The organism is Sphingomonas sp. Leaf407 (assembly GCF_001425385.1).
GTDB lineage: Bacteria > Pseudomonadota > Alphaproteobacteria > Sphingomonadales > Sphingomonadaceae > Sphingomonas.
Window position 1 is genome coordinate 1,219,341 of record NZ_LMQO01000001.1, and the last position, 21,533, is coordinate 1,240,873.

Consider the following 21,533-nt stretch of genomic DNA (forward strand, 5'->3'; position numbering starts at 1 on the left):
CCCCAGCCGCCACAGCGCTGGCCATGAAGCCGCTCGACGAACAGCAAGCCGCCGCCCGTAGCTGGTTCGAACACTTGCGTGACCGGATCTGCGCCGCGTTCGAGGCGATCGAGCGCGAGGCGGGATCGGACGCCGGGTTCGTCTATACGCCGTGGGACCGGGTCGATCCGAGTGGCGAGCCCGGCGGTGGCGGTGTGCGCGGGGTGATGAAGGGCAAGGTGTTCGAAAAGGTCGGGGTGAATGTCTCGACCGTCGGCGGCACCTTCGAGGGCGAGTTCGCCAAGTCGATCCATGGCGCGGGCGATGATCCGCGGTTCTTCGCGACCGGCATCAGCCTGGTGGCGCACATGGCGAATCCGCATGTGCCCGCCGTGCATATGAACACGCGGTTCCTGTGTACCACCAAACGCTGGTTCGGCGGCGGCGCGGACCTCAACCCGCCGATCCCCTATGACGCGGATACCGCCGACTTCCACGGTGCGATGCAGGCGGCGTGCGACGCGCATGACCCGGCGCATTACCCCCGGTTCAAACAATGGGCCGACGACTATTTCTACATCCCGCACCGGCAGGAGCATCGCGGCGTCGGCGGCATCTTCTACGATCATCTGTCGGACGACTGGGCGCGCGACTTCGCCTTTACCCGCGAGGTGGGCGAGGCGTTCCTGCGCATCTATCCCGAACTGGTGCGGCGGCGGATGGGGCGGGCGTTCGACGATGCCGATCGCGCGCGGCAACTGGAATGGCGCGGGCGCTATGCCGAGTTCAACCTCGTCTATGATCGCGGCACGCTGTTCGGGCTCAAGACCGGCGGCAATATCGACGCGATCCTGATGAGCCTGCCGCCGCTCGCCACATGGGCCTGATCCCGGTCGAACCGGGCGAGGTGGCGACGATCGTCACCTCGCTGGAGATGACGCGGCGGCCGCACCCCGCGCCGATGCCGGAATCGCCGCTCAGACTGGTGCGGTGGGAGCGGCCGGGGGTCGATCGCTACCGCGCGTTGTTCCGCCGGGTGGGCGGGCCGTGGCTGTGGTTTTCGCGGCTGGTGATGGCCGATGACGCGCTGACGGCGATCCTGACCGATGCGAGGGTGCGCATCTGGGCGGTGGTCGACCGGGCGGGACTCGAGGTCGGGATGCTCGAACTCGATGATCGCAGCGCCGGTGCGTGCGAACTGTCCTATGTCGGGCTGATCCCCGAGCTGGCCGGACAGGGCCATGGCCGCTGGCTGATGGCGCACGCGCTGGCGCTGGCATGGGGGCCGGGGGTGACGCGGGTGTGGGTACATACCTGCACGCTCGACCATCCGCGTGCGCTGGGCTTCTATCGGCGGTCGGGGTTCGTGGCCTATCAGCGGACGATCGAGACCTTCGCCGATCCGCGCGCGACCGGCATCCTGCCGGCCGACGCGGCGCCGCATTATCCCTTGCTCGACAAGCGCCGGTAGACGGTCGCGCGGACGAGGGTGAAGGCGACCGACATCGCCGCGCCGACCGCCGCGACCGCCGCCGACAGCATCGCCAGCGTCACCGGATTGCCCCCGCCCGACGAGATCGCCCCCGCCGTGCCGCTGAGCAGCAGCACGACCAGTTGCGCACCGAAATACAACAGCCCCGACAGCGCGAGCAGCGGCACGACCTGTCCCGCCGTCAGCGTGATCGCATGCTGCATCGCATCGCCGAAGCGGCGCTGCGGCTCGGCGATCAGCACCGGCAGCACCACGAACACCCGCCCGATCACGTAGAGCAGCGGCAGGACGAACAGCAGCAGCCCGGCAAGCTTCGCCGCGTAGATCAGCAGCATCGCGACGATCAGCAGCGGCAGGCGGCGGAACGCAGCCAGCAGCGCCTCGCGTACGCTTGGGCGGGCGGGATCGAGCACCAGCGCCAGCAGCGTCGCGATGCCGACCAGTTCGGCCACCGCCTGCAACACCAGCCAATGGGCGTTGCCGACCAGATAGGCCTGCAACGCATCGACCATCGCCTGCTGGTCGCCCGGCTGCGCGGCGGCCAGATCGTCGCCGCGCGACAGGAACAGCGCGAGCGCGAAATTGGGCAGGAAGAAAAAGACGCCCGACACCGCGACGATCATGTCGCGGTCCCGCCGCCAGATGCCGAGCGCCTCGCGGCACGCGGCCCCAATATCAATTTTCATGCAAAGACGTCCGCATCATCCTTCTCACCGACGATGGCGCGGTACAGCTTGCCGATGAACACTGCCTGATAGAGTGCCAGCACCGCGCTGACCGCCGCCGTCGCGACGGCGACGGCGACATCGCCGATGCCGATCCCGCTGCCCGGCGTGGTGATGATGGCAAAGATCGCGCCGGTGACGAAGCGCGCCGCCGACACCGCGACCCCGGTGATGATGCCATAAAGGATCAGCAGGCCGATCAGTTTCAGCGCCATGCCCTTCGTCATCGCGAAGCCGCGCGCGATCGCGCCCAGCCCGCGCCGTTCCATCGCGACCACCGCATTGACGGTCAGCAACCGCGCGAACACCCAGATCGCGACCAGCGCGAGCAGCGCAAAATAGAGGATCGCCGGACCCAGCGCGCCGTATTGCTCGGGCGTGAGCGTCGTACCGTTCATCGCCGCGACGAAATCGAACCCGCTGGTCGCGCCCAGCACGATGCCGGGCAGCGCGAGGATGAAGAAGCCGACAAGCAGGATCAGCGACACGCCGATCAGCGGCAGGAACCGGCCCGTCGCGATCCGCCGCGCCTCCGCCGCCTGTTCGCGGCCGGTGGTCTGCGCGGCATAGCCGATCAGGTAGAGCGCCCCCCACAGCGCGATCAGCGTCGCGGCCAAGGTGACGATCCCGTACACCGCCGCCATGCCGCCGGTCGCCTCGCCACGCAGCCGTTCGAGGCTGCCGCTGACGACCGAGGGCGCGAATTGCGTCGCGAGCACCACCGCCGTCACCGAACCCAGATGGTCGCGAACGAAATCCACCGTCCTGTCCCAGACCGTGCCGATATTCACCATCGTTGCGCTCGCTCCCCGTTTGTCCGATTGGAGTGCTCTACCCGCGTCGAACCCGAATGAAAATGGCTACCGATCCCCCTTCCCCACCGCCCCAATCGCCTCCCGCCGCCATCGAGTGGCGGGTCGCGCCCCGCCCGGTCGAATATCCCGACGCGCTGGCGACGATGGAGGCGCGCGCCACGGCGATCGCCGACGGCCAGGCGGGCGAGCTGATCTGGCTGCTCGAACATCCCGCACTCTATACCGCCGGGACCAGCGCCGATCCCGCCGAACTGCTCGATCCGCGGTTTCCGGTCCATGCCGCCGGGCGTGGCGGGCGCTATACCTATCACGGGCCGGGGCAACGCATCGGCTATCTGATGCTCGACCTGACCCGGCACGGGCGCGACGTGCGGCGCTTCGTCCACGCGGTCGAGGACTGGGTGATCGGTGCGCTTCGGACCTTCGACATCCATGCCTATGCCGTGCCCGATCGCATCGGCATCTGGACCGCCGACGGTGGCACCGAAGCCAAGATCGGCGCGATTGGCGTGCGGGTGCGGCGCTGGGCCACGCTGCACGGCTTCTCGGTCAATCTATCGCCCGATCTCAGTCACTTCGGCGGAATCGTGCCATGCGGCATCGCCGAATTTCCGGTGACGAGCGCGACCGCACTGGGCAAACCGGTCACGCCCGGGGCGTTCGATGCCGCATTGGCGCAAGGGTTTGCGGACTTCCTCGACCGGCTGTCCACGGTCGCCAAAAACGAGGCTTGAGGGCGGAGGGTCGTTCGACTAATGTCCGGCGCGGATTGGGTAATAACGGTAGAAGATAGCCGCCTATCCATAGCTTAGGGAGCTTAACATGCGTGCATTCTCGAAGATTCTGACGGGTTCGATCGTCGCCGGCGCCGCGCTGGCCCTGTCGGCTTGCGGCGGCACCACCGAAACCGCTGCCGACAACACCACCATCACCGACCTGAACTCGACCGACATGATGGACGGCACGATGACCGACAACATGACCGCCGTCGACGGCGCCATGGGCAACGACACCATGATGATGTCGAACGACACCATGATGTCGAACGACATGATGATGTCGAACGACATGGGCATGACCAACGCCATGTAATCAACCTTTCGAGGTTGATGGGAAAGGGGCCGTCCGGGCGACCGGGCGGCCCCTTTTTTCTTTTGGGGGATGTCGCTCCGCTCCCCCGCCGATCGTTTCGGGTCCATGCGGCAAAACGTTACCGCAATGTAAAATTCGGCTTGGGCCACGGCGGAAAATTCCGTACCCCTCAACGCCATGAAGGCGCCGGCCCGCGCCCACGAGAGGACATGATGAGCGTAGTGCGTACCCTGGCCGTGGCCGTTGCCACAGCCGTTGCCGTCGCGGCGACCCCGGCGTCGGCCCAGTTCTTTCTCAAGCCCTATGACACCAGCGGCGAACGGGTGACGGGCGCCGAACCCGGCATCGCGACCCAGGCCCTGCCCGGCGCCACGCCCGAGGAATTGCGCGCCGCGCTGATGTGGAACCTGCGCGCCGGGCTGAACGTCGCCGCGCTCCAGTGCCAGTTCGAGCCGTCGCTCCTGACGCTCGGCAACTACAACGCGCTGCTCTTCAACCATGCCGACGAATTGAAGAAGGGCTATGACACGCTCGGCAAATATTTCGTCCGCACCGCCGGGTCGGCAAAGGCCGGGCAGACCGCGCTCGACCAGTTCGGGACGCGGGTCTATTCGGGCTTCTCGACGGTATCGGCGCAGCTCGGCTTCTGTCAGGCGGCGGGTGAGATCGGCCAGGAAGCGATCTTCGTGCCGCGCGGGTATCTGGGTGAGTTTGCCGAGATGCGGATGCGCAAGCTGCGCAATTCGCTGGTGGCGTATGGCGAGCAGCAGTTCGGCCGCAACGTCAACTGGATGCGCCCGGTGCGGCTGTACGAGTTCGGCAACCCGAAGTGCTGGCGCAAGGGCCTGTGGCAGGTGAAGCGCTGCGGTGCCTTCCCGTCCTGAACGGCTGTTTGAAAACGCGCCGAAGCGCGTTTCCCAATGGCATCCAGCGATAGCGAGTCGCACGTTTTCCAAGAAATATGCGATTTTTCCGGGAACCATCCGACCAACCTGCCGTTGTGCCCTGTGGATAGCGAATTCAAGCCCCCCCGCTCTCGCTATCCAAGACAAAGGGTCCGGTCGGCGTGATCCCCTCCCCCCCCCGGTAGCGCCACCGGACCCGCATTCTGGTTTCCATCCTTTCGAGCCCGTCAGTTCCCCCAACTGGCGGGCTCAATTTTTTGATGCGGCGATGCGACACGCAGCCGGAACGAAACCGCAGGCCGGACATTCCTTGCGCACAGCAAAAGTACCGCAATCAACGGAGACATCTATGCGCAAGATCATCAGCCTGGCCGTCGTGGCCGGCGCACTGGCCATCAGCGCCTGCAACACCGTCGAAGGCGTCGGTCGCGACGTGTCGTCGGCGGGCGATGCGGTTGCCGGCGCGGCGAAGGATTCGAAGTAATCCCCACTCCCGCCATGCGCGGGCGATGAGGGGCGGTTCGGTATGGCCGGGCCGCCCCTTTTTGCGCACCTTGGCCGCACAAGCGCAAGATCGGTCGCGCATCGCGCCGGCGGGTGACGCATAGGCTGTTCCGGCATGGCGGAGGAGCGGCGGCGATGACGGACCCGGTCGAACGATATACCGCACGGTTGCGCCGGGTGCTGGCGCATATCGACCGCCACCCGGATGCGCCGCTCGACCTCGACCGGCTGAGCGCGATCGCCGCCTTCTCCCCCTGTCACTTCCATCGCCAGTTCGGCGCGACCATCGGCCTGTCGCTGCACCGCTATGTGCAATTGTCGCGGATGGAGCGGGCGGCGCACGCCCTCGCCTTCCGGGGCGACGTGCGCGTCACCGATGTCGCGATCGACGCCGGCTATGACTCGCCCGATGCGTTCGCCCGCGCGTTTCGCCGGCGCTTCGGCCAGAGCCCGTCGGGCTTCCGCGCCGCGCCCGACTGGCGTGGCTGGGCCGCCACGCTACGCCCGTTCCACCAAGCCCGGAGCCAGATCATGACCATGGCCTTCACCCTCGACGACGTGACGATACGGACGGTCGACCCTGTTGCCGTCGCGATGATGCGCCATATCGGCGATCCGGCGACGATCGGCGACACGATCCGGCGCTTCATCGCGTGGCGGCAGGCCACCGGCACCACGCCGCCGGCCAGCGCGACCTACACCGTGTTCCACGACGATCCGCAGGTCACGCCGCCCGAGGCGTACCGGATGGATCTGTGCGCCGCGACCGGGCGGGCGATCGGCGCCGACGAGCCGGTGGCGGCGGGGACGATCCCCGGCGGGCGTTGCGCGGTGCTGCGGGTGGTTGGCGACACCCATGACCTCGAACCCGCCGCGCGGTTCCTCTATGGGACATGGTTGCCGCAGAGTGGCGAGCAGCTCCGCGATTTCCCGCTCTATTGCCAGCGGGTGCGGTTCTTCCCCGACGTGCCGGCGCAGGAAGCGATCGTCGACCTGTTCCTGCCGATTATCTAGGCGGTTTCTTCCCCGGTGCTCGTCGGATCGCGCCGCACGCGGCGCTTCTCGGTGAACCAGATCGCGATCAGCGCTAGTTCGTAGAGCAGGATCAGCGGCACCGCCAACAGGAACTGCGAGCCGATGTCGGGCGGCGTGGCGACGGCGGCGATCGCGAACGCGCCGACGATCGCATAACGCCGCGCGCCGACCAGTTGCGCGCGGGTGACGATCCCCGCCAGTTCGAGCAGCATCAGCAGGACCGGCAGCAGGAAGGCGAGGCCGAACGCGAACAGGAACTGCATCACGAACGACAGATAATTTTCGACCGAGGGCAGCGCTTCCTGTTCGACCCCGCCCAGATCGCCCTGATAGCCGAGCAGGAAATGCAGCGCGACCGGGATGGTGACGTAATAGGCCAGCGCCGCGCCGGCGATGAACAGCACCGGCGTGGCGAGCAGGAACGGGAACAACGCGCGCTTCTCGTTACGGTACAGGCCGGGGGCGACGAACTGCCAGAGCTGGTTCGCGATCACCGGGAACGCCAGCATCATCGCGGCGAAGAACGCCACCTTGATCTGGACGAAGAACGCCTCGAAAATCTGGGTGAAGATCACGCGCTTCTGTCCCGCCGCCAGCAATGGCTGGACGAGGAACGAGAGAATCTGTTCGGAGAAATAGAAGCACAGCGCGAAACAGACCGCGATCGCGGCGGCGGAATAGAGCAGGCGGCGGCGCAGTTCGATCAGATGATCGAGGAGCGGAGCCTGGCTGTCGTCGATCTCGCTCATGACGCGGCCTTGGTATCGGCGGCGGGGCCGGTGTCGTCGGTGCTCTCGCGCACCTGCGGGTGTTCGACGCTGACGTCGGGCTTGTCGAGCAGCACCGGGGCCGGCGTCAGGTCGGGCGGCGGCGGGGACGCCGCGTCGACCGGGTGGAACGCCGGTTCGACATGCGGCGGGGCGTCGGCATCGGCGGGATGCTCGCGCATGATCCGGGCGTTTTCCTCCGCCCATTTCTTTTCCATCTCGGCCAGTTCCGCCTCACGGACCATGGTGTCGAAGCCCGAGCGGAACTGCCGCGCGACGCCGCGCGCCTTGCCGACCCAATGGCCGACGATGCGCATCGCCTTGGGCAAATCCTTGGGGCCGATGACGACGAGCGCGACAAGCGCGACGACCATCAATTCGGTAGGGGCAATATCGAACATCGGTGCTCGGGGTCGGGCGCGCGTCCAGCGGGACGCGCGCCTGGCATCAACAGGTGCGGATCAACGATCGCCGTGCGGGCGATCGGCGTCGCGCGGCGGTTCGGCGCGCAGCGGCTCGCGCGGCGCGGGATCGCGATCGTACCCGGTGTCGAGCGGACGCTGCTGCAGCCGGTCGTTCGGGCGCGCCGGCGGCACGTCGTCATCCTCGGCCATGCCCTTCTTGAAGCTTTTCAGCCCCTTGGCCACATCACCCATCATGTCGGAAAACCGTCCCTTGCCAAACAGCAACAGAACGATGACGCCGACGATCAGCCAGTGCCAAATGCTAAGACCACCCATCGACCAGACTCCAAGCGAAACACGTTACGACGTGCATCTAGTCGCTATCGCTCCCGCTTTCCAGCGCGCTTGCAAGCGCATCGGCGATTAGCTCGAGCAGGCCGGCGGCGCGCAGGTCGTCGATCCCCGGCAGATCGCGGCGGCTGGCGAGGCCGAAATGGGTGAGAAAGCCGGGGGTGGTGGCATAGAGCAGCGGGCGGCCGGGCACTTCGCGCCGCCCCGCCGGGCGGACCCAGCCGGTGGCGAGCAGCACGTCGATCGTGCCTTTCGCGATCTGAACCCCGCGGATCGATTCGATGTCGGCGCGGGTGACGGGTTCCTGATAGGCGATGATCGCCAGCGTCTCGATCGCGGCGCGCGACAGGCGGCGGGGTTCCTCGCGGTCGCGGCGCAACAGATGGGCGAGATCGGGCGCGGTCTGGAAATGCCAATGGTCGCCGCGCCGGACGAGTTCGAAGCCGCGGCCTGCGCACGCCGCCTCGATCGCGTGGAGGGCGGCGCGGATGTCGCCGTCGCCGACATGGGTTTCGATCATCGCCGGGGTGAGCGGCATGTCGCTGGCGAACAGCACCGCCTCGACCGCGCGGACCAGCGGATCGATCATGGCAGCCGCCGGAGTTCGATCGGGCCGAATGCGTGTTCCTGACGGAGCGCGATCCGCCCCTGTCGCGCCAGTTCGAGCGTGGCGAGAAAGGTGGAGGCGAGCGCCGAGCGGCGATAGCGTTCGTCCAGATCCACCGGCAGGAACTCGACGATCGCGGTCCAGTCGATCCGGGTGCCGAGCAGCTCGCCGACGCGGGCGAGCGCCGCCTCCAGCGTCATCACCGGACGGGTCGCGACGACGTGCAGCACCGGGCGACGCCGCGCGCTGATCCGGCCATAGGCGGCGATGACGTCGTATAGATCGGCCTGCCAGCGGTTATGGCGGGTGGTGCGCAGCCCCTCCGGGTTGCCGCGCGCGAACACGTCGCGCCCCATCCGGTCGCGCGCCATCAGCCGGGCGCCGCCCTCGCGCATCGCGTCCAGCCGTTCGAGGCGCAGTTGCAGGCGCAGCGCTAGTTCTTCGGGGTCGGGGTCCATCTCCGGTTCGCGAGGCAACAGCAGCGCCGATTTGAGATAGGCGAGCCATGCCGCCATCACGAGGAAGTCGGCGGCGAGTTCGAGCCGGAGTGCTGCCGCGCGGTCGATCCATGCGAGATATTGCGTGGTCAGTTGGCGAATCGAAAGCTGGCGCAGATCGACCTTCTGCGTGCGGGCGAGCGCCAGCAGCACGTCGAGCGGCCCTTCCCACCCGTCGAGCGCGATGGTCAGCGGCGGCGGATCGCCGTCCATCAGGTGAGCGCGAGCAGTTCGTCGCGCCGGGCGACGAGCGCGGCGAAGGGGGTGGCATCGGCCGGGCGGAGCGTCGCCATCGCCCGGTCGAGCCGGTCGCGCGAACCGGGCGCGATCGAGTCCAGTGCTGCGGCGATGGCGACCATCTCGTCCATGCGTGCCCAGCAGTCGAGCACCACGTCGCAGCCGGCGGCGATCGCGGCGGCGGCCTTTTGCGCCGGGGTGCCCGACAGCGCCTTCATGTCGATGTCGTCGGTCATCAACAGCCCGTCGAAGCCGATGCGGGTGCGGATGATGTGTTCGATGACGGTCGGCGACAGGGTGGCGGGGTTGCCCGCGTCCCATGCCTCGAACACGACATGCGCGGTCATGGCGAGCGGGGCGGACGCCAGCGTGCGGAACGGGGCTAGATCGGTTTCCAGCGCGTCGGCGGATGCGGCGACGCGCGGCAGTTCGAGGTGGCTGTCGACCCGTGCGCGGCCGTGCCCCGGCATATGCTTGACGATGCCGAGCACGCCCGCCGCCGCCAGTCCGTCGAGCGTGGCGCGGCCGAGGGCGGCGACCTGCATCGCATCGCTGCCGAAGCTGCGGTCGCCGATCGCCGCCGTCATGTCGCCCTGCGCGACGTCGAGCAGCGGCAGCGCGTCGACGTTGACGCCGACCTCCGCCAGCATGGTGCCGATCGCCTGCGCATTGGCCTTTGCCGCCGCGATCGCCGAGGACGGCGCGCGGGTGTAGAGCGCGGCGAAGGCGGCGGGCGGCGGAAAGGCGGGCCACTCGGGCGGACGCATCCGCGCGACCCGGCCGCCTTCCTGATCGATCAGGATCGGCAGGTCGTCGCGCCCCGACAGCGCACGCAGTGAATCGGTGAGCGCGCGCATCTGCGCCCGGTCGATGCAGTTGCGGCCGAACAGGATGTAGCCGAGCGGATCGGCGTCGCGGAAGAAGGCGGTTTCGTCCGGGGTCAGGACCGGACCGGACAGGCCGAAGATGACAGGCTTCATGACCGTTGGTCTAGAGCGTGGTGTGGGTCGGGACAACCATGCCGCCGTCGTCATTGCCGCGACGGCGGGAATCCATAGGCGCTGACGTTGCGGCACCATCGCGGGCGTCAGCGTCTATGGGTCCCCGCCTGCGCGGGGACGACGAGGATGTGGTGGATTTACCGGGCGATGAAGCAGTTCTCGCCGGCCAGCTTCAGCTTGCCGCACAGGTCGGTCGCCTGGTTGGCGCTGCCGGCGTTGACGCGCAGGCGATAGACGGTGCGGCCCTTCACTTCGGCCGCCTGCACCGATTTGCCGAGCGGCGCGAGATAGCCGAAGCGGCGCGACAACTGGTTCCACGCGGCGTTGGCGGCCCCCTCGGCGGGGAAGGAGCCGAGCTGAACGACCGAGCCCCCCGCCCCGGCGGCGGCAGCAGCGGGGGCGGCGGTAGCCGGTGCGCGCGCTTCGAGGCGCGTGGTGGCGCTCGGCACTGCCGCTTCGACACGGGCGGTGCCGTTGGTCGCCGCCTTGGGCTGGGCGGCCGGGCGCGAATCGACCGGCGTTTCGGGCACGGCACCGAGATTGACCGAGGCGTTGCCGGTCGCTCCCTCGCTCGTCGCGATGGCGGTGTCGCTGTTGCCGGCGACCTGCATCCCGTCGGTGCCCTGCGGGCGGGTCTTGTACGGTTCGGCGGGCGCGGCGATCAGATCACCGGTGCCGCTGGCGGTCGGTGTCGTCTGATGACGCAGCAGCGCGAAGGCGATCGCGGCGACGCTCAGCAGGCCGATCAGCACCAGCAACACCGTGCGCCAGATGGGTGCGGCGGGTTCCGGTTCGGGATCGGCGCTTTCTAGCCATGGCAGGCGATCCTGATCCTGATCGCCCCCCGGCGCGAACGTATCGGCCATTACTTCATCTCCTCGACCGCCTGAACGCCCATGATAGCCAGACCATTGTTAATAATCTGCCCGATCGCACGCGCAAGGAACAGCCGTGCCTGCGTCAGCGCCGGATCGTCGATCTGGAGATAGCGGCGCGACGGATCGTCGTTGCCGAGGTTCCACGCCGCGTGAAACTCCGCCGCCAAGTCATAGAGATAAAAAGCGATCCGGTGCGGCTCACGCGCCACTGCCGCGCTTTCGATCACGCGCGGGAATTGCGCCGCGCGCTTCACCAGCGCCAGTTCGACCGTATCGAGACGGGACAGGTCGGCCGCCGGATCGAACGCGATTCCCGCCTCGGCGGCGCGGCGCACCAGCGAATGAACGCGGGCATGGGCGTATTGCACGTAGAAGACCGGATTGTCCTTCGACGCCTCGACCACCTTGGCGAAGTCGAAATCCATCTGCGCATCGGCCTTGCGCGTCAGCATGGTGAAGCGGACGACGTCCTTGCCGACCTCGTTCACGACATCGGCGAGCGTCACGAAATTGCCGGCGCGCTTCGACATCTTCACCGGCTCGCCGCCACGCAACAGGCGGACCATCTGCACCAGCTTCACGTCGAAACGGGTCTTGCCTTCGGTCAGCGCCTGCACCGCCGCGACGATGCGCTTGACGGTGCCGCCATGGTCCGCGCCCCAGATGTCGATGAGCTGGTCGGCGGTTTGCGCCTTCTGGAAATGATAGGCGAGGTCAGCGCCGAAATAGGTCCAGCTTCCGTTCGACTTGCGGATCGGCCGGTCCTGATCGTCGCCGAATTTCGTCGAGCGGAACAGCGGCAGTTCGACCGGCTCCCAGTCGTCGGGCACCTCGCCCTTCGGCGCTTCGAGGACGCCGTCGTAGACGAGGTCGCGCGCGCGCAGCCAGGCTTCCGCCGCCTCGGGCTTGCCCGCCGCCTGCAACTCAGCCTCGGAGGCGAAGATGTCATGCTCGATGCCGAGCAGCTTCAGGTCGGCGCGGATCATCTCGAGCATTGCCGCGACGGTACGGGTGCGGAACAGCACCAGCCACTCGCTCTCGGGCGCATCGACGTACCGGTCGCCGAATTCGGCGGCGAGCGCCTGCCCCACCGGTACGAGGTAATCGCCGGGATACAGGCCTTCGGGGATCGTCACGGCTTCGCCCAGCGCCTCGCGGTAGCGCAGATGCGCCGAGCGGGCGAGCACGGCAACCTGCCCGCCGGCATCGTTGACGTAATATTCGCGGATGACCTTCGCGCCGTTCCATTCGAGCAGCGACGCGAGCGCATCGCCGACCACCGCACCGCGGCAATGGCCCATGTGCATCGGCCCCGTCGGATTCGCCGAGACATATTCGATGTTTACGACCGATCCTTCACCAGCGGTCGAACGGCCATAGGCAGCGCCCGCCTCGGCGATGGCGCTCAGTTCGCCGCGCCACGTATCGTCGGTCAGCGTCAGGTTGATGAAGCCCGGGCCGGCGACCGATACGCTCGCCACTTCGGGCAGGTCGCGCAGTTCGGCGACGAGCAGTTCGGCCAGCACGCGCGGGTTGGTCTTGGCGGGCTTGGCCAGCACCATCGCCGCGTTGGTCGACAGGTCGCCATGCGTCGTGTCGCGCGGCGGTTCGACGGTGATCGCGCGTCGCTCGAGTCCCGCCGGCAGGTCGCCGCGCGCGACGATGCTGTCGAGCGCGCGGTCGAGATGGGCGAAGAAACGGGGATACAGCGTCATGGCGGTTCCGGTCGGTTGATGGGAAGCGCGCCGCTTAGCCGAAAGGGAGGCGGTAGGCAAAGCTTGGGAAGATCAGAACCCTTCGGGCAGATCGATCGGGCCGACGACCTCGCGGTAGCGGCGTACCGCGTAGCGATCGGTCATGCCGGCGATATAGTCGGCGATGTGGCGGCTGCGCTCGGGCTCGCCCTCGGGCAACGTCGCACGCCAGCCGTCGTGCATCGTCGCCGGATCGGCGTGATAGGCGGCGAACAGGCCGGCCACCACCTGCTGCGCGGTTGCCGCCGCCTCCAACTGGCGCGGGTGGTGATATAGGTTGGCGTACATGAAGCGCTTCAGGGTGCGTTCCTGCTCGGCCATCTCGGGTGAGAAATGCGCGAGGCAGCGGCCGGCGGTGCGGACGTCGGCCACGGTTTCGACGCGGGCATCGGCGATGCGGGCGGTGGTTTCGGCGATCAGGTCGTTGACCATCGCCCCGATCTGCGACCGGGTGAGTTCGCCGACCAACCGTCCGACCGGCACGTCGGGAAAACGCGCGCGCACCGCGTCCCAACCGGCGGCGACGAACGGTACGGCGAGCAACTGGTCGAGCGTCAGCAGCCCGGCGCGCAGGCCATCGTCAATGTCGTGATTGTCATAGGCGATGTCGTCGGCGATCGCCGCGATCTGTGCTTCAAGCGAGGGCCATTCGGTCAGGCGCAGGGCGTGCGCGGCATCGGCAGCGGCGAGTGCCCAGCCGGGCGACGCGATCGGGCCATTGTGCTTGGCCAGCCCCTCCAGCATGTCCCACGTCAGGTTGAGGCCACGCCAGCACGGATAGGGGCTGTCGAGCCACGTCAGCGTGCGCAGCGTCTGGCCATTATGGTCGAAGCCGCCCTGCCCGGCCATCGCCGCTTCCAGCGCATCCTCGCCGGCATGGCCGAACGGGGGGTGGCCGATGTCGTGCGCGAGGCACAGCCCTTCGGTCAGATCCTCGTTCAGCCCGAGCGTGCGTGCGACGGCGCGACCGATCTGCGCGACTTCGAGGCTGTGGGTCAGGCGGACGCGGAAATGGTCGCCGTCGGGGGCCATGAACACCTGCGTCTTGTGGCGCAGGCGGCGGAAGCTGATCGAATGGATGATCCGGTCGCGGTCGCGCTGAAACGCATCGCGCGGCCCGCGCGAAGCGTCGCCCGGTTCGGGGTGCAGCCGGCCGCCATGGGCGAGCGGATCGGCGGCATAAGCGGCGCGGCTCACGAGGTCGGGACCTTCACGACCTTCTGCCCCGCCGGGCTGGTGAAGGCGAAGGCGGGCAATCCGGCCTTGCCGAGCGTGTTGACGAATGCCTGTGCCTCGGCATCGGTCTTGAACGGGCCGGTCAGCAGACGGTTGGTGAAGCGCAGCGGCGTGGTCCACGCCTGCCGGCCTTTCAGCGGCGGGGCCTTGGCGGAGAGCAGGCGCCATGCGGCGGGCAGGCCGGCGATGTTCGCCCCGCCCGCGATCTGGACCCAATGGCGTTCGGGATCGGCCTTCAGCAGTGCAGCGGCACGCTTGGCCTCGGCGGCTTCCTCGGCCTTTTTGGCATCGGCGAGGCGTTTGGCGTCGGCGGCCTTTTTGACGTCGGCGGCTTTCTTCGCGTCGGCTGCCTTCTTGTCGGCGGCGACCTTGGCAGTGCGGGCTTCGGCGGCGCGGTCCACCGCCTCGCGCGCGGCGGCGGCGTCACGGGCGGCCTTCGCGTCGGCGGCCTGTGCGGCGGCGTCGAGGATCGCCGGGGCCGGGGTCGGCGGGGCCACGCCCAGTTCGGCGGCGGGCACGTCGAGGTTGCGGATGATCCGGGCGAGGACGTCGTCGTTGGTCGGGGCGCGGGCGGCGACCGTCGCGGCGGCGCCGGACGCGGCGGGGACGGCGGTGTCGGCGCTGAAACCGGGGGCGGGCGGCGGGGCGGCGGCCGTCGGTTCGGCGACAGGTGCTGCGGCGACCGGTTCGGGTGGCGGAGCGGTGGCAGCGGCGACCTGAGTCGGGGCGGCGACCGGTGCCGCTGCGGCGGCGAGGCGGCGTTCCTCCGCCTGACGCGCGGCGACGCGCTCCCCTTCAATCCGGGTGGCTTCGGCGAGGCGGGCCTGTTCGGCCTGCTGCGCGGCGAGTTGCTGCGCGTCGCGCAGCCGCTGCGCCTCGGCGGCCTGTGCCTGCGCGAGTGCGGTGCGCCGGGCGAGTTCGTCGGCCTGTGCCTTCGCGAGTTGCGCGGCACGGGCATCGGCGACGCGCTTCGCCTCCGCCAGTTGCGCCTGACGGGCGACCTCCACCTGACGGCGCTGTTCGGCGCGGCGCTCGGCAAAAGTCGGTGCGCGGCGAGCGGACGTCGTCGCCGTGGGGGCCGATGCGGCGGCGACCGCGACCGGCGCGGCGCGGGGCACGGGAATGACCTGCGGCGCGAGGCGGGCGTCGGCGATCCGGTCCGGCGTCGGGGCGAGCCGGCCGAAATGGACCGCGAACGCACGGTCGGCGGCGGAAAGCTGGGGCAGGCGGCGGAAGAACGGCGCGAGGCTCGGCCCGAACCCCGGCAGCATCGACGCCGCGATCCGGTCGGCCCCCGCCGCATCGCCCGCCATCGCGAGGATACAGGCGCGCACCCGCCATGCCGCCCGGTCGTTGCGCCGCAGCAGCGGGTCGAGCAGCGCGGTGGCCCCGGCCACGTCGCCCTCGATCCCCATCGACAGCGCGAGGCGGCGGGTCACTTCGTCGTCCGCCCCCTGCGCCAGCGCAAGGCGATAGTCGCGCTGCGCATTGGACGCATAGCCGAGCAGGTCATAGGCCAGACCGCGATCGGCGGCATAGTCGGCCATCGGCAGTCCGGCCCGCTCGGCAGTGGCGAACAGCGCCAGCGCCTGCCCCGGCCGTTCCATATTGACCAGCGTCGCGGCGCGGGCCGCCGGAATGCGCGGATCGGTGGGCGATACCCGTTCGGCGCGCGCCAGCAACTGCATCGCCGCGTCGAAATCGCCGAGCTTGCCGCTCAATCGCCCCGCCTCGACCAGTGCCGACAGGTCGTTGGGACTGCGCCCGAGCGTGCGCATCACGTCGGACAGACGATCGGCGTTGGGGGTGAGCGGCTGGACGAGCGGACCGCTCTGCGCGACGGCGGGCAGCGGCGATGCGGCGGCGAGCAGGAACGCGGTAACGCGCAGCGGGGTAAATCGAGTCATGGGCGCAGTCGCTTAACCATGCGGCGGACGAAGGGGGAATGTCGTTGCGCGCACACGGCGACGAAGCGAGCGGTGGCGGCGACGAACGGCGTGGGGCTGGGCCAAAGTTTACAAAGTTGACACTAGCGGCGGGTTTGCTGACCGATGCTCCAGCGTCGGTCGAGGCAGTCGATCAATACCGACGATCGTTGCAAGGTCGGGACGAGTAGGAAAGTCCCGAGGCGACTTCGCCGTCGCAAAAGGCGCCGCATCTCGCGGCATCGTGTAGCCCGGCACGGGCGGGGTACGCACCGCTTTAGCGAATTCGCGCGACTTACGCGGTGGTATCGCGATGGCCAACGGCCGCATCCGATCGGCATTTCGCTCTGACCGGCGCACGATGCTGTGTTGGGGTTGAACGCACGATCCATTCGGTCACCCCGGACTCGTTCCGGGGTCTACGGTGCGGCGATCGGTGTAGCCCAGGCTTCGGGCAGCAGCGTTCGCGGCTGGGTGGACCCCGGAACAAGTCCGGGGTGACGAAGAAACCCGACTGGACGCGACCGGCCTCCTTGGGAGGCCGGTCGGCCGTAACTTACTGGTTATTCTGGCGGTGGAGGAAGCGCGGGATGTCGAGCGGTTCCTTGTCGTCGCCGCCGCGCGCCGGGGCGCGGCCGGCATTGGCCATGCGTTCGAACAGGGTGCCGCCGGGCTTGCGCGCCGGGGGAGCCTCCTCGCGCGCCGGTTCGGCCGGGGTTTCCGGGTTCAGCCAACGGCGGCGGCCTTCGCTCGGGCTGGCGCCGAAGTCGCTGGCGGGTGCCGGAGCTGGCGTGGGCACCGGCGTGGCGGCCTCTGCCCCCAGGACCAGTTCGTCCTCGTCGACATGGGGCGGCGGTGCGTCATAGGTCGAATGCGGCACGGCCCGTTCCGACACCGATGGCTGCACGATGCCCTGCGGGAACCGCTCGATCGGTGCGGGGGCCGGCGCTTCCTGCAGATGCTCGGCGGCGGCACCGCTCGGCGCGACCGGCGCGGCGGCCGGACGGCGTGGCGCGTTGAAGGTGAAGGCGCGGGTCGGTTCGGCCTGTGCCGGGGCCGGCACCGCCTTCGACGGGGCCTCATCCTCGATGCCCGTTGCCACGACCGACACGCGGATCTTGCCTTCCAGATCGCTGTTGAACGCCGAACCCCAGATGATGTTGGCGTCGTCGTCGACCAGCTCGCGGATGTGGTTGGCCGCCTCGTCGACTTCGAGCAGGCGCATGTCGTCGCCGCCGGTGATCGAGACGATCACGCCCTTGGCGCCGTTCAGCGACACGCCGTCGAGCAGCGGGTTGGCGATCGCCTGCTGCGCCGCCTCGATCGCGCGATTGTCGCCCTCGGCCTCGCCGGTGCCCATCATCGCCTTGCCCATCTCCTGCATCACCGACCGCACGTCGGCGAAATCGAGGTTGATGAGGCCGGGCATGACCATCAGGTCGGTGATGCCGCGCACGCCCTGCTGCAACACTTCATCGGCCATCTCGAAGGCCTGCTTGAAGGTCGTGTTGGCGTTGGCGATCAGGAACAGGTTCTGGTTGGGAATGACGATGAGCGTATCGACGTACTTCTGGAGTTCCTCGATACCGGCATCGGCCGATTTGGCGCGGCGCTTGCCCTCGAACGCGAACGGGCGCGTCACGACGCCGACGGTCAGGATGCCCATCTCGCGCGCGGCCTTGGCGATCACCGGGGCGGCCCCGGTGCCGGTGCCGCCGCCCATGCCGGCGGCGATGAAGCACATGTGCGCGCCTTCGAGGCTTTTCTGGACCGACTCGATCGTCTCCTCGGCGGCGGCGCGGCCGATTTCGGGACGGCTGCCGGCGCCCAGCCCCTGGGTGATCTTGGCCCCCAACTGAATCCGCTGCGGCGCGGACGACTGTTTCAGTGCCTGCGCATCGGTATTGGCGACGAGGAATTCGACCCCCTGCACCTCGGCGCGGATCATGTTGGCGATGGCATTGCCACCCGCCCCGCCGACGCCGATCACGGTGATCCGGGGGGTGAGCTCATCCACGTCGGGGGCCAGAAATTCGATGCTCATCACTCGGTCTCCCTGTCCCGGTCGGCACCGGGCGCAATTCCAAAAAAGGGTTGTGCATCAAGCGGGCAGACGATCCTAGTCCCCCACCGGTCAAATCAGCGCAAAAAGTCAATAGTTCGTGCGAAAGGCGGTCAGAAGTCGTTGAAACAACGCGCCGGTGGTCGGCCGCGCCACCATCTGCCCGGACGACGGCAGCGCGCGCAGATCGACCGGATTGGAGGCGGCGAACATGGCGAGCCCGGCAAGCGTCGCGAATCCGGGGCCGGAATGCGCTTCGGGCAGCGCGGTCAGGCCACGCGCGCGTCCGACGCGGACCGGGCGGCCGAGCGCCTGTTGCGCGTAATCGGCGATGCCCTTCAGTTCCGCGCCGCCGCCGGTCAGCACCACCTGTCGCCCGACCGGATCGTCGAAATTCAGCCGGCGCAGTTCCTTGCCGATCTCCGCCACCAGCCGGTCGAGTCGCTGGCGAATCACCGCGATCAGTTGCGCGCGGGTGATGCGGGTCCCTTCCGAATCCTCGTCGGTGCGCACCGGGGCGACATCGATCATGTCGTGATTGTCGCGCGGGGACATGTTGGCCGAGCCGAAGAAGCATTTCAGCCGTTCGGCCTGCGCGCGGTTGGTGCCGAAGGCGGAGGCGACGTCGTCGGTGATGTCGCTCGCGCCCATCGCGATCGAGGCGAGGCCGGTCAGCACGCCATTGGCGAACACCGAGACGTTGGTGATCCCCGCGCCGATCTCGACCAGCGCGACGCCCAGTTCGCGCTCTTCCTCCGACAGACAGGCAAGGCCGGTCGCGACCGGGGCCGCCACGATCGATTTGGTTTCGAGATGCGCGGAACGCACGCACAGGTCGAGGTTGCGGACCGGCGAGCCTTCGGTCGCGACGACGTGGATTTCCACCCCCAGCCGATCGGCGTGGAGGCCCTTGGGTTCCTTGACGCCACCAAGGCCATCGAGCGTGTAGCGCATCGGCTGCGCGTGCAGCACCATGCGCTGCCCCGGATCGATCGCGTTGCGGCCGGCCTTGAGCAACGCATCAATATCCGATTGCTCGACACGGTGGCCGCCCAAATCGACTTCCAGCTTGACGATGTCGGACACGAGGCCGCCGGCCGAAAAACTGACCCACACATCCTCGATATTGAAGCCGGCGATGCGTTCGGCCTGCTCCACCGCTTCGCGGACCGCCGTCTCGGTCGCTTTCATGTCGGCGATGTAGCCGCGCTTGACGCCGCGACTCTCGCGCTGGCCGGTGCCGAGCACGATCAATTCGCCGCCTTCGCCCGGTCTGGCGATCAGCGCCGACACCTTCGACGTGCCGATGTCGAGCGCGGTGATGACGCCTTCCGGTGCTGCCTTCGCCATATGTCCCCCCTGGCGGTTATCCGACGTCGGGCGGGATCGCCGCCGCATTGATGGTCGCCTCGTCCGCTTCGCCCGCGTCGTTCGGGGTGGCCGACTTCATCCGCACGACCAGCTTGGACGGATCGCGCAGGTCGAAGCGTTCATAGCCCTTGCCGAGCAGTCCCAGCGTTCCGTCGAGCTGGGCGAACTTGACCAGCGCGCGCGCCGAATCATCCTCCCCTTCGGGCAGGATCAGACGTTCTCCCGTCTGAAACACCAGATCCCATCTTCGGTTCCCGACCCAGACCGCCGCTTTGACCACCGGCTTCAACGCGGGCGCCGCGCCCATCAGCTTGCGATAAGCCGGTTCCTGGGCATTGGCCCCCTCCCCGATCACCAGCGGCAGGCGCGGCATCCGGCCCGGCTGCACCCCGTCGAGCAGCACGCCGCCCGAATCGATCAGCATCAGTCGGCCCTTGTTCTGCCACACCGCCGCCGGATCGCGTTCGACCACGTCGACAACCAGCGTATCGGGCAGGCGGCGCGAGACGCGGGCGTCGGCGATCCAGCCATAGTCGAGCAGCTTCTGCCGCGTGGCGTCGAGATCGACCAGCGGCATCGCGCGCGAGCGCTGGTCGAGCGCCACGGCATAGACCGAGGTGGCGTCCATCCGCTTCAATCCGGTCACTTCGATCTGTTCGACGCGAAAGCCCGCCGCGCCGACCGCCTCGGCCGCGCCGATGCCGATCGCGCCGAACAGGCCGAACCAGTTGGCCAGCGCCAGCGCGATCGCGCCGGCCCCGGCGGTGAGGCTCCAGCCGACGATCCTGCGCGCGGTCGCGGCGCCACCGGGCAGCGCCGCCACCGCCTGATCCAGCACCGACGCGCGGACCGGGCGCTTGGGCTGGACCCGACGTTTGGGCTTGACGGTGCGGGTCTGCGAGACGCGGCGCGTGGTCTGGGTCATCGCATCGCCTCCGCGACGATCCAGCCGACCAGTTCCTCGTACGACATGCCGATGTGGCGCGCCTGTTCGGGAACGAGGCTCAGGGGGGTCATCCCCGGCTGGGTATTGGTTTCGAGGACGAACAGCCCGTCCAGCCCACGCTCGTCATCCCAGCGGAAGTCGGTGCGCGAGGCACCCTTGCAGCCGAGGACACGGTGGGCGGTGACGGCATAGGCCATGCACGCCTGCGCGACATCGTCGGGGATGTCGGCGGGGCAGACATGTTCGGTCATGCCGTCGGTATATTTGCTGTCGTAATCGTAGAAGCCGGTCTTGGGCTTCAACTCGGTGACGCCGAGCGCGCGGTCGCCGAGGACGGCGGTGGTCAGTTCGCGGCCACGGATGAACGGTTCGGCAAGCAGTTCGTCGAACTCGCCCCATGGCCCCTTCGCATCGCGCGCGATCGGGTTGCCGTAGTTGCTCTCGTCGGTGACGATCGCGACGCCGACCGACGATCCTTCGCTGACCGGTTTGAGGACATAGGGGCGCGGCAGCGGGTCGCGCTCGAACAGTTCCTCGGACTTGACGACACGGCCGCCGGGCATCGGCACGCCGGCGGGAACCAGCGCCTGCTTGGTCAGCACCTTGTCGATCGCGATGACCGAAGTGGCGAGGCCGCTGTGGGTGTAGCGGATGCCCATCAGGTCCATCATGCCCTGCACCGTGCCGTCCTCGCCCGGCGATCCGTGGAGCGCGTTGAACACGAGGTCGGGCTTCGCCTCGGTCAACCGCGCGGCGATGTTGCGGTCCATGTCGATGCGGGTAACGCGGTGGCCGAGCGATTCCAGTGCGGCGGCGACGCCCGCGCCCGACATCAGCGAGACTTCGCGTTCGGACGACCAGCCCCCCATGAGGACGACGATGTTGAGGGGGTCGGTCACGCTGGTGTCTCCAAGGTATCGAATGGTTCGTCATTCCCGCGCAGGCGGGAA

At 68.5% G+C, this 21,533-nt stretch carries 23 protein-coding genes; 7 read left to right on the top strand and 16 right to left on the bottom strand.

The features are described from left to right. Window positions 1-23: 23 nt before the first annotated feature. Window positions 24-866: an oxygen-dependent coproporphyrinogen oxidase gene (gene hemF, locus ASG37_RS05450; RefSeq protein ID WP_055756763.1), complete on the top strand. Its 843-nt coding sequence runs from the start codon at window positions 24-26 to the stop codon at window positions 864-866. Further along, window positions 857-1,450, top strand: coding sequence for a GNAT family N-acetyltransferase (locus ASG37_RS05455; RefSeq protein ID WP_055756765.1), 594 nt, complete (start codon window positions 857-859; stop codon window positions 1,448-1,450). The genes hemF and ASG37_RS05455 overlap by 10 nt, the downstream gene beginning before the upstream one ends. Here ASG37_RS05455 and ASG37_RS05460 read toward each other — a convergent pair. Next, window positions 1,423-2,157, bottom strand: coding sequence for a hypothetical protein (locus tag ASG37_RS05460; RefSeq protein WP_055756767.1), 735 nt, complete (start codon window positions 2,155-2,157; stop codon window positions 1,423-1,425). The two genes, ASG37_RS05455 and ASG37_RS05460, sit on opposite strands and share 28 nt — an antisense overlap. Beyond that, window positions 2,154-2,990 carry a hypothetical protein gene (locus ASG37_RS05465; RefSeq protein WP_055756769.1) on the bottom strand — a complete coding sequence of 279 codons (837 nt, stop codon included), beginning with the start codon at window positions 2,988-2,990 and terminating at the stop codon, window positions 2,154-2,156. Before ASG37_RS05465 ends, ASG37_RS05460 begins: the two co-directional genes overlap by 4 nt. A gap of 62 nt (window positions 2,991-3,052) precedes the next feature. On the opposite strand from ASG37_RS05465, the gene lipB reads away from it, so the two are divergent. The 5 genes from lipB (at window position 3,053) to ASG37_RS05490 (ending at window position 6,526) form a co-directional block, all read left to right on the top strand. Then, complete coding sequence (lipB, locus tag ASG37_RS05470; RefSeq protein ID WP_055757374.1) at window positions 3,053-3,745, top strand: lipoyl(octanoyl) transferase LipB; 693 nt, start codon at window positions 3,053-3,055, stop codon at window positions 3,743-3,745. Window positions 3,746-3,833: 88 nt separating this feature from the next. After that, complete coding sequence (locus ASG37_RS05475; protein ID WP_055756771.1) at window positions 3,834-4,103, top strand: hypothetical protein; 270 nt, start codon at window positions 3,834-3,836, stop codon at window positions 4,101-4,103. Window positions 4,104-4,339: 236 nt separating this feature from the next. Continuing rightward, window positions 4,340-4,987 carry a hypothetical protein gene (locus tag ASG37_RS05480; RefSeq protein WP_321163604.1) on the top strand — a complete coding sequence of 216 codons (648 nt, stop codon included), beginning with the start codon at window positions 4,340-4,342 and terminating at the stop codon, window positions 4,985-4,987. Between the two features lie 370 nt (window positions 4,988-5,357). Next, window positions 5,358-5,492, top strand: a complete 135-nt coding sequence (locus tag ASG37_RS05485; RefSeq protein WP_055756772.1) for an entericidin A/B family lipoprotein — start codon at window positions 5,358-5,360, stop codon at window positions 5,490-5,492. 155 nt (window positions 5,493-5,647) lie between these two features. Beyond that, the gene (locus ASG37_RS05490) at window positions 5,648-6,526 is read left to right on the top strand and encodes an AraC family transcriptional regulator (RefSeq protein WP_055756774.1); all 879 of its coding nucleotides are present in this window, start codon (window positions 5,648-5,650) and stop codon (window positions 6,524-6,526) included. Here the strand turns inward: ASG37_RS05490 and tatC are convergent. The 14 genes from tatC to ASG37_RS05560 all read right to left on the bottom strand — a co-directional run bounded on the left by tatC (window position 6,523) and on the right by ASG37_RS05560 (window position 21,452). Beyond that, complete coding sequence (gene tatC, locus ASG37_RS05495) at window positions 6,523-7,296, bottom strand: twin-arginine translocase subunit TatC (RefSeq protein WP_055756777.1); 774 nt, start codon at window positions 7,294-7,296, stop codon at window positions 6,523-6,525. The two genes, ASG37_RS05490 and tatC, sit on opposite strands and share 4 nt — an antisense overlap. Further along, window positions 7,293-7,715, bottom strand: a complete 423-nt coding sequence (gene tatB / locus ASG37_RS05500) for a Sec-independent protein translocase protein TatB (RefSeq protein WP_082448381.1) — start codon at window positions 7,713-7,715, stop codon at window positions 7,293-7,295. The genes tatC and tatB overlap by 4 nt, the downstream gene beginning before the upstream one ends. 60 nt (window positions 7,716-7,775) lie before the next feature. Continuing rightward, complete coding sequence (locus ASG37_RS05505) at window positions 7,776-8,054, bottom strand: twin-arginine translocase TatA/TatE family subunit (RefSeq protein ID WP_055756778.1); 279 nt, start codon at window positions 8,052-8,054, stop codon at window positions 7,776-7,778. A gap of 37 nt (window positions 8,055-8,091) precedes the next feature. Further along, window positions 8,092-8,658, bottom strand: coding sequence for an SMC-Scp complex subunit ScpB (gene scpB, locus ASG37_RS05510; protein ID WP_055756780.1), 567 nt, complete (start codon window positions 8,656-8,658; stop codon window positions 8,092-8,094). Then, a complete protein-coding gene (locus ASG37_RS05515; protein ID WP_055756783.1) occupies window positions 8,655-9,386 on the bottom strand; it encodes a segregation and condensation protein A in 732 nt (243 codons plus the stop codon). Before ASG37_RS05515 ends, scpB begins: the two co-directional genes overlap by 4 nt. Then, entirely contained in the window at window positions 9,386-10,390 is a 1,005-nt protein-coding gene (nagZ, locus tag ASG37_RS05520; RefSeq protein ID WP_055756785.1) for a beta-N-acetylhexosaminidase, read from the bottom strand. Before nagZ ends, ASG37_RS05515 begins: the two co-directional genes overlap by 1 nt. Before the next feature lie 158 nt (window positions 10,391-10,548). Then, window positions 10,549-11,277, bottom strand: coding sequence for an SPOR domain-containing protein (locus ASG37_RS05525; RefSeq protein WP_055756787.1), 729 nt, complete (start codon window positions 11,275-11,277; stop codon window positions 10,549-10,551). After that, window positions 11,277-13,004, bottom strand: a complete 1,728-nt coding sequence (argS, locus tag ASG37_RS05530; protein ID WP_055756788.1) for an arginine--tRNA ligase — start codon at window positions 13,002-13,004, stop codon at window positions 11,277-11,279. Before argS ends, ASG37_RS05525 begins: the two co-directional genes overlap by 1 nt. A gap of 72 nt (window positions 13,005-13,076) precedes the next feature. Next, the gene (locus tag ASG37_RS05535; RefSeq protein ID WP_055756789.1) at window positions 13,077-14,240 is read right to left on the bottom strand and encodes a deoxyguanosinetriphosphate triphosphohydrolase; all 1,164 of its coding nucleotides are present in this window, start codon (window positions 14,238-14,240) and stop codon (window positions 13,077-13,079) included. Then, entirely contained in the window at window positions 14,237-16,186 is a 1,950-nt protein-coding gene (locus ASG37_RS05540; RefSeq protein ID WP_055756792.1) for an SPOR domain-containing protein, read from the bottom strand. The genes ASG37_RS05535 and ASG37_RS05540 overlap by 4 nt, the downstream gene beginning before the upstream one ends. 574 nt (window positions 16,187-16,760) lie before the next feature. Next, a complete protein-coding gene (ftsZ, locus tag ASG37_RS05545) occupies window positions 16,761-18,248 on the bottom strand; it encodes a cell division protein FtsZ (RefSeq protein ID WP_055756793.1) in 1,488 nt (495 codons plus the stop codon). Window positions 18,249-18,356: 108 nt separating this feature from the next. Then, on the bottom strand, window positions 18,357-19,616 hold the full coding sequence (gene ftsA, locus ASG37_RS05550; RefSeq protein ID WP_055756795.1) for a cell division protein FtsA: 1,260 nt from the start codon (window positions 19,614-19,616) through the stop codon (window positions 18,357-18,359). A 16-nt stretch (window positions 19,617-19,632) separates the two neighbouring features. After that, window positions 19,633-20,562 carry a cell division protein FtsQ/DivIB gene (locus ASG37_RS05555; RefSeq protein ID WP_055756797.1) on the bottom strand — a complete coding sequence of 310 codons (930 nt, stop codon included), beginning with the start codon at window positions 20,560-20,562 and terminating at the stop codon, window positions 19,633-19,635. Continuing rightward, window positions 20,559-21,452, bottom strand: a complete 894-nt coding sequence (locus ASG37_RS05560; protein ID WP_055757377.1) for a D-alanine--D-alanine ligase — start codon at window positions 21,450-21,452, stop codon at window positions 20,559-20,561. Before ASG37_RS05560 ends, ASG37_RS05555 begins: the two co-directional genes overlap by 4 nt. Between the last annotated feature and the right edge of the window lie 81 nt (window positions 21,453-21,533).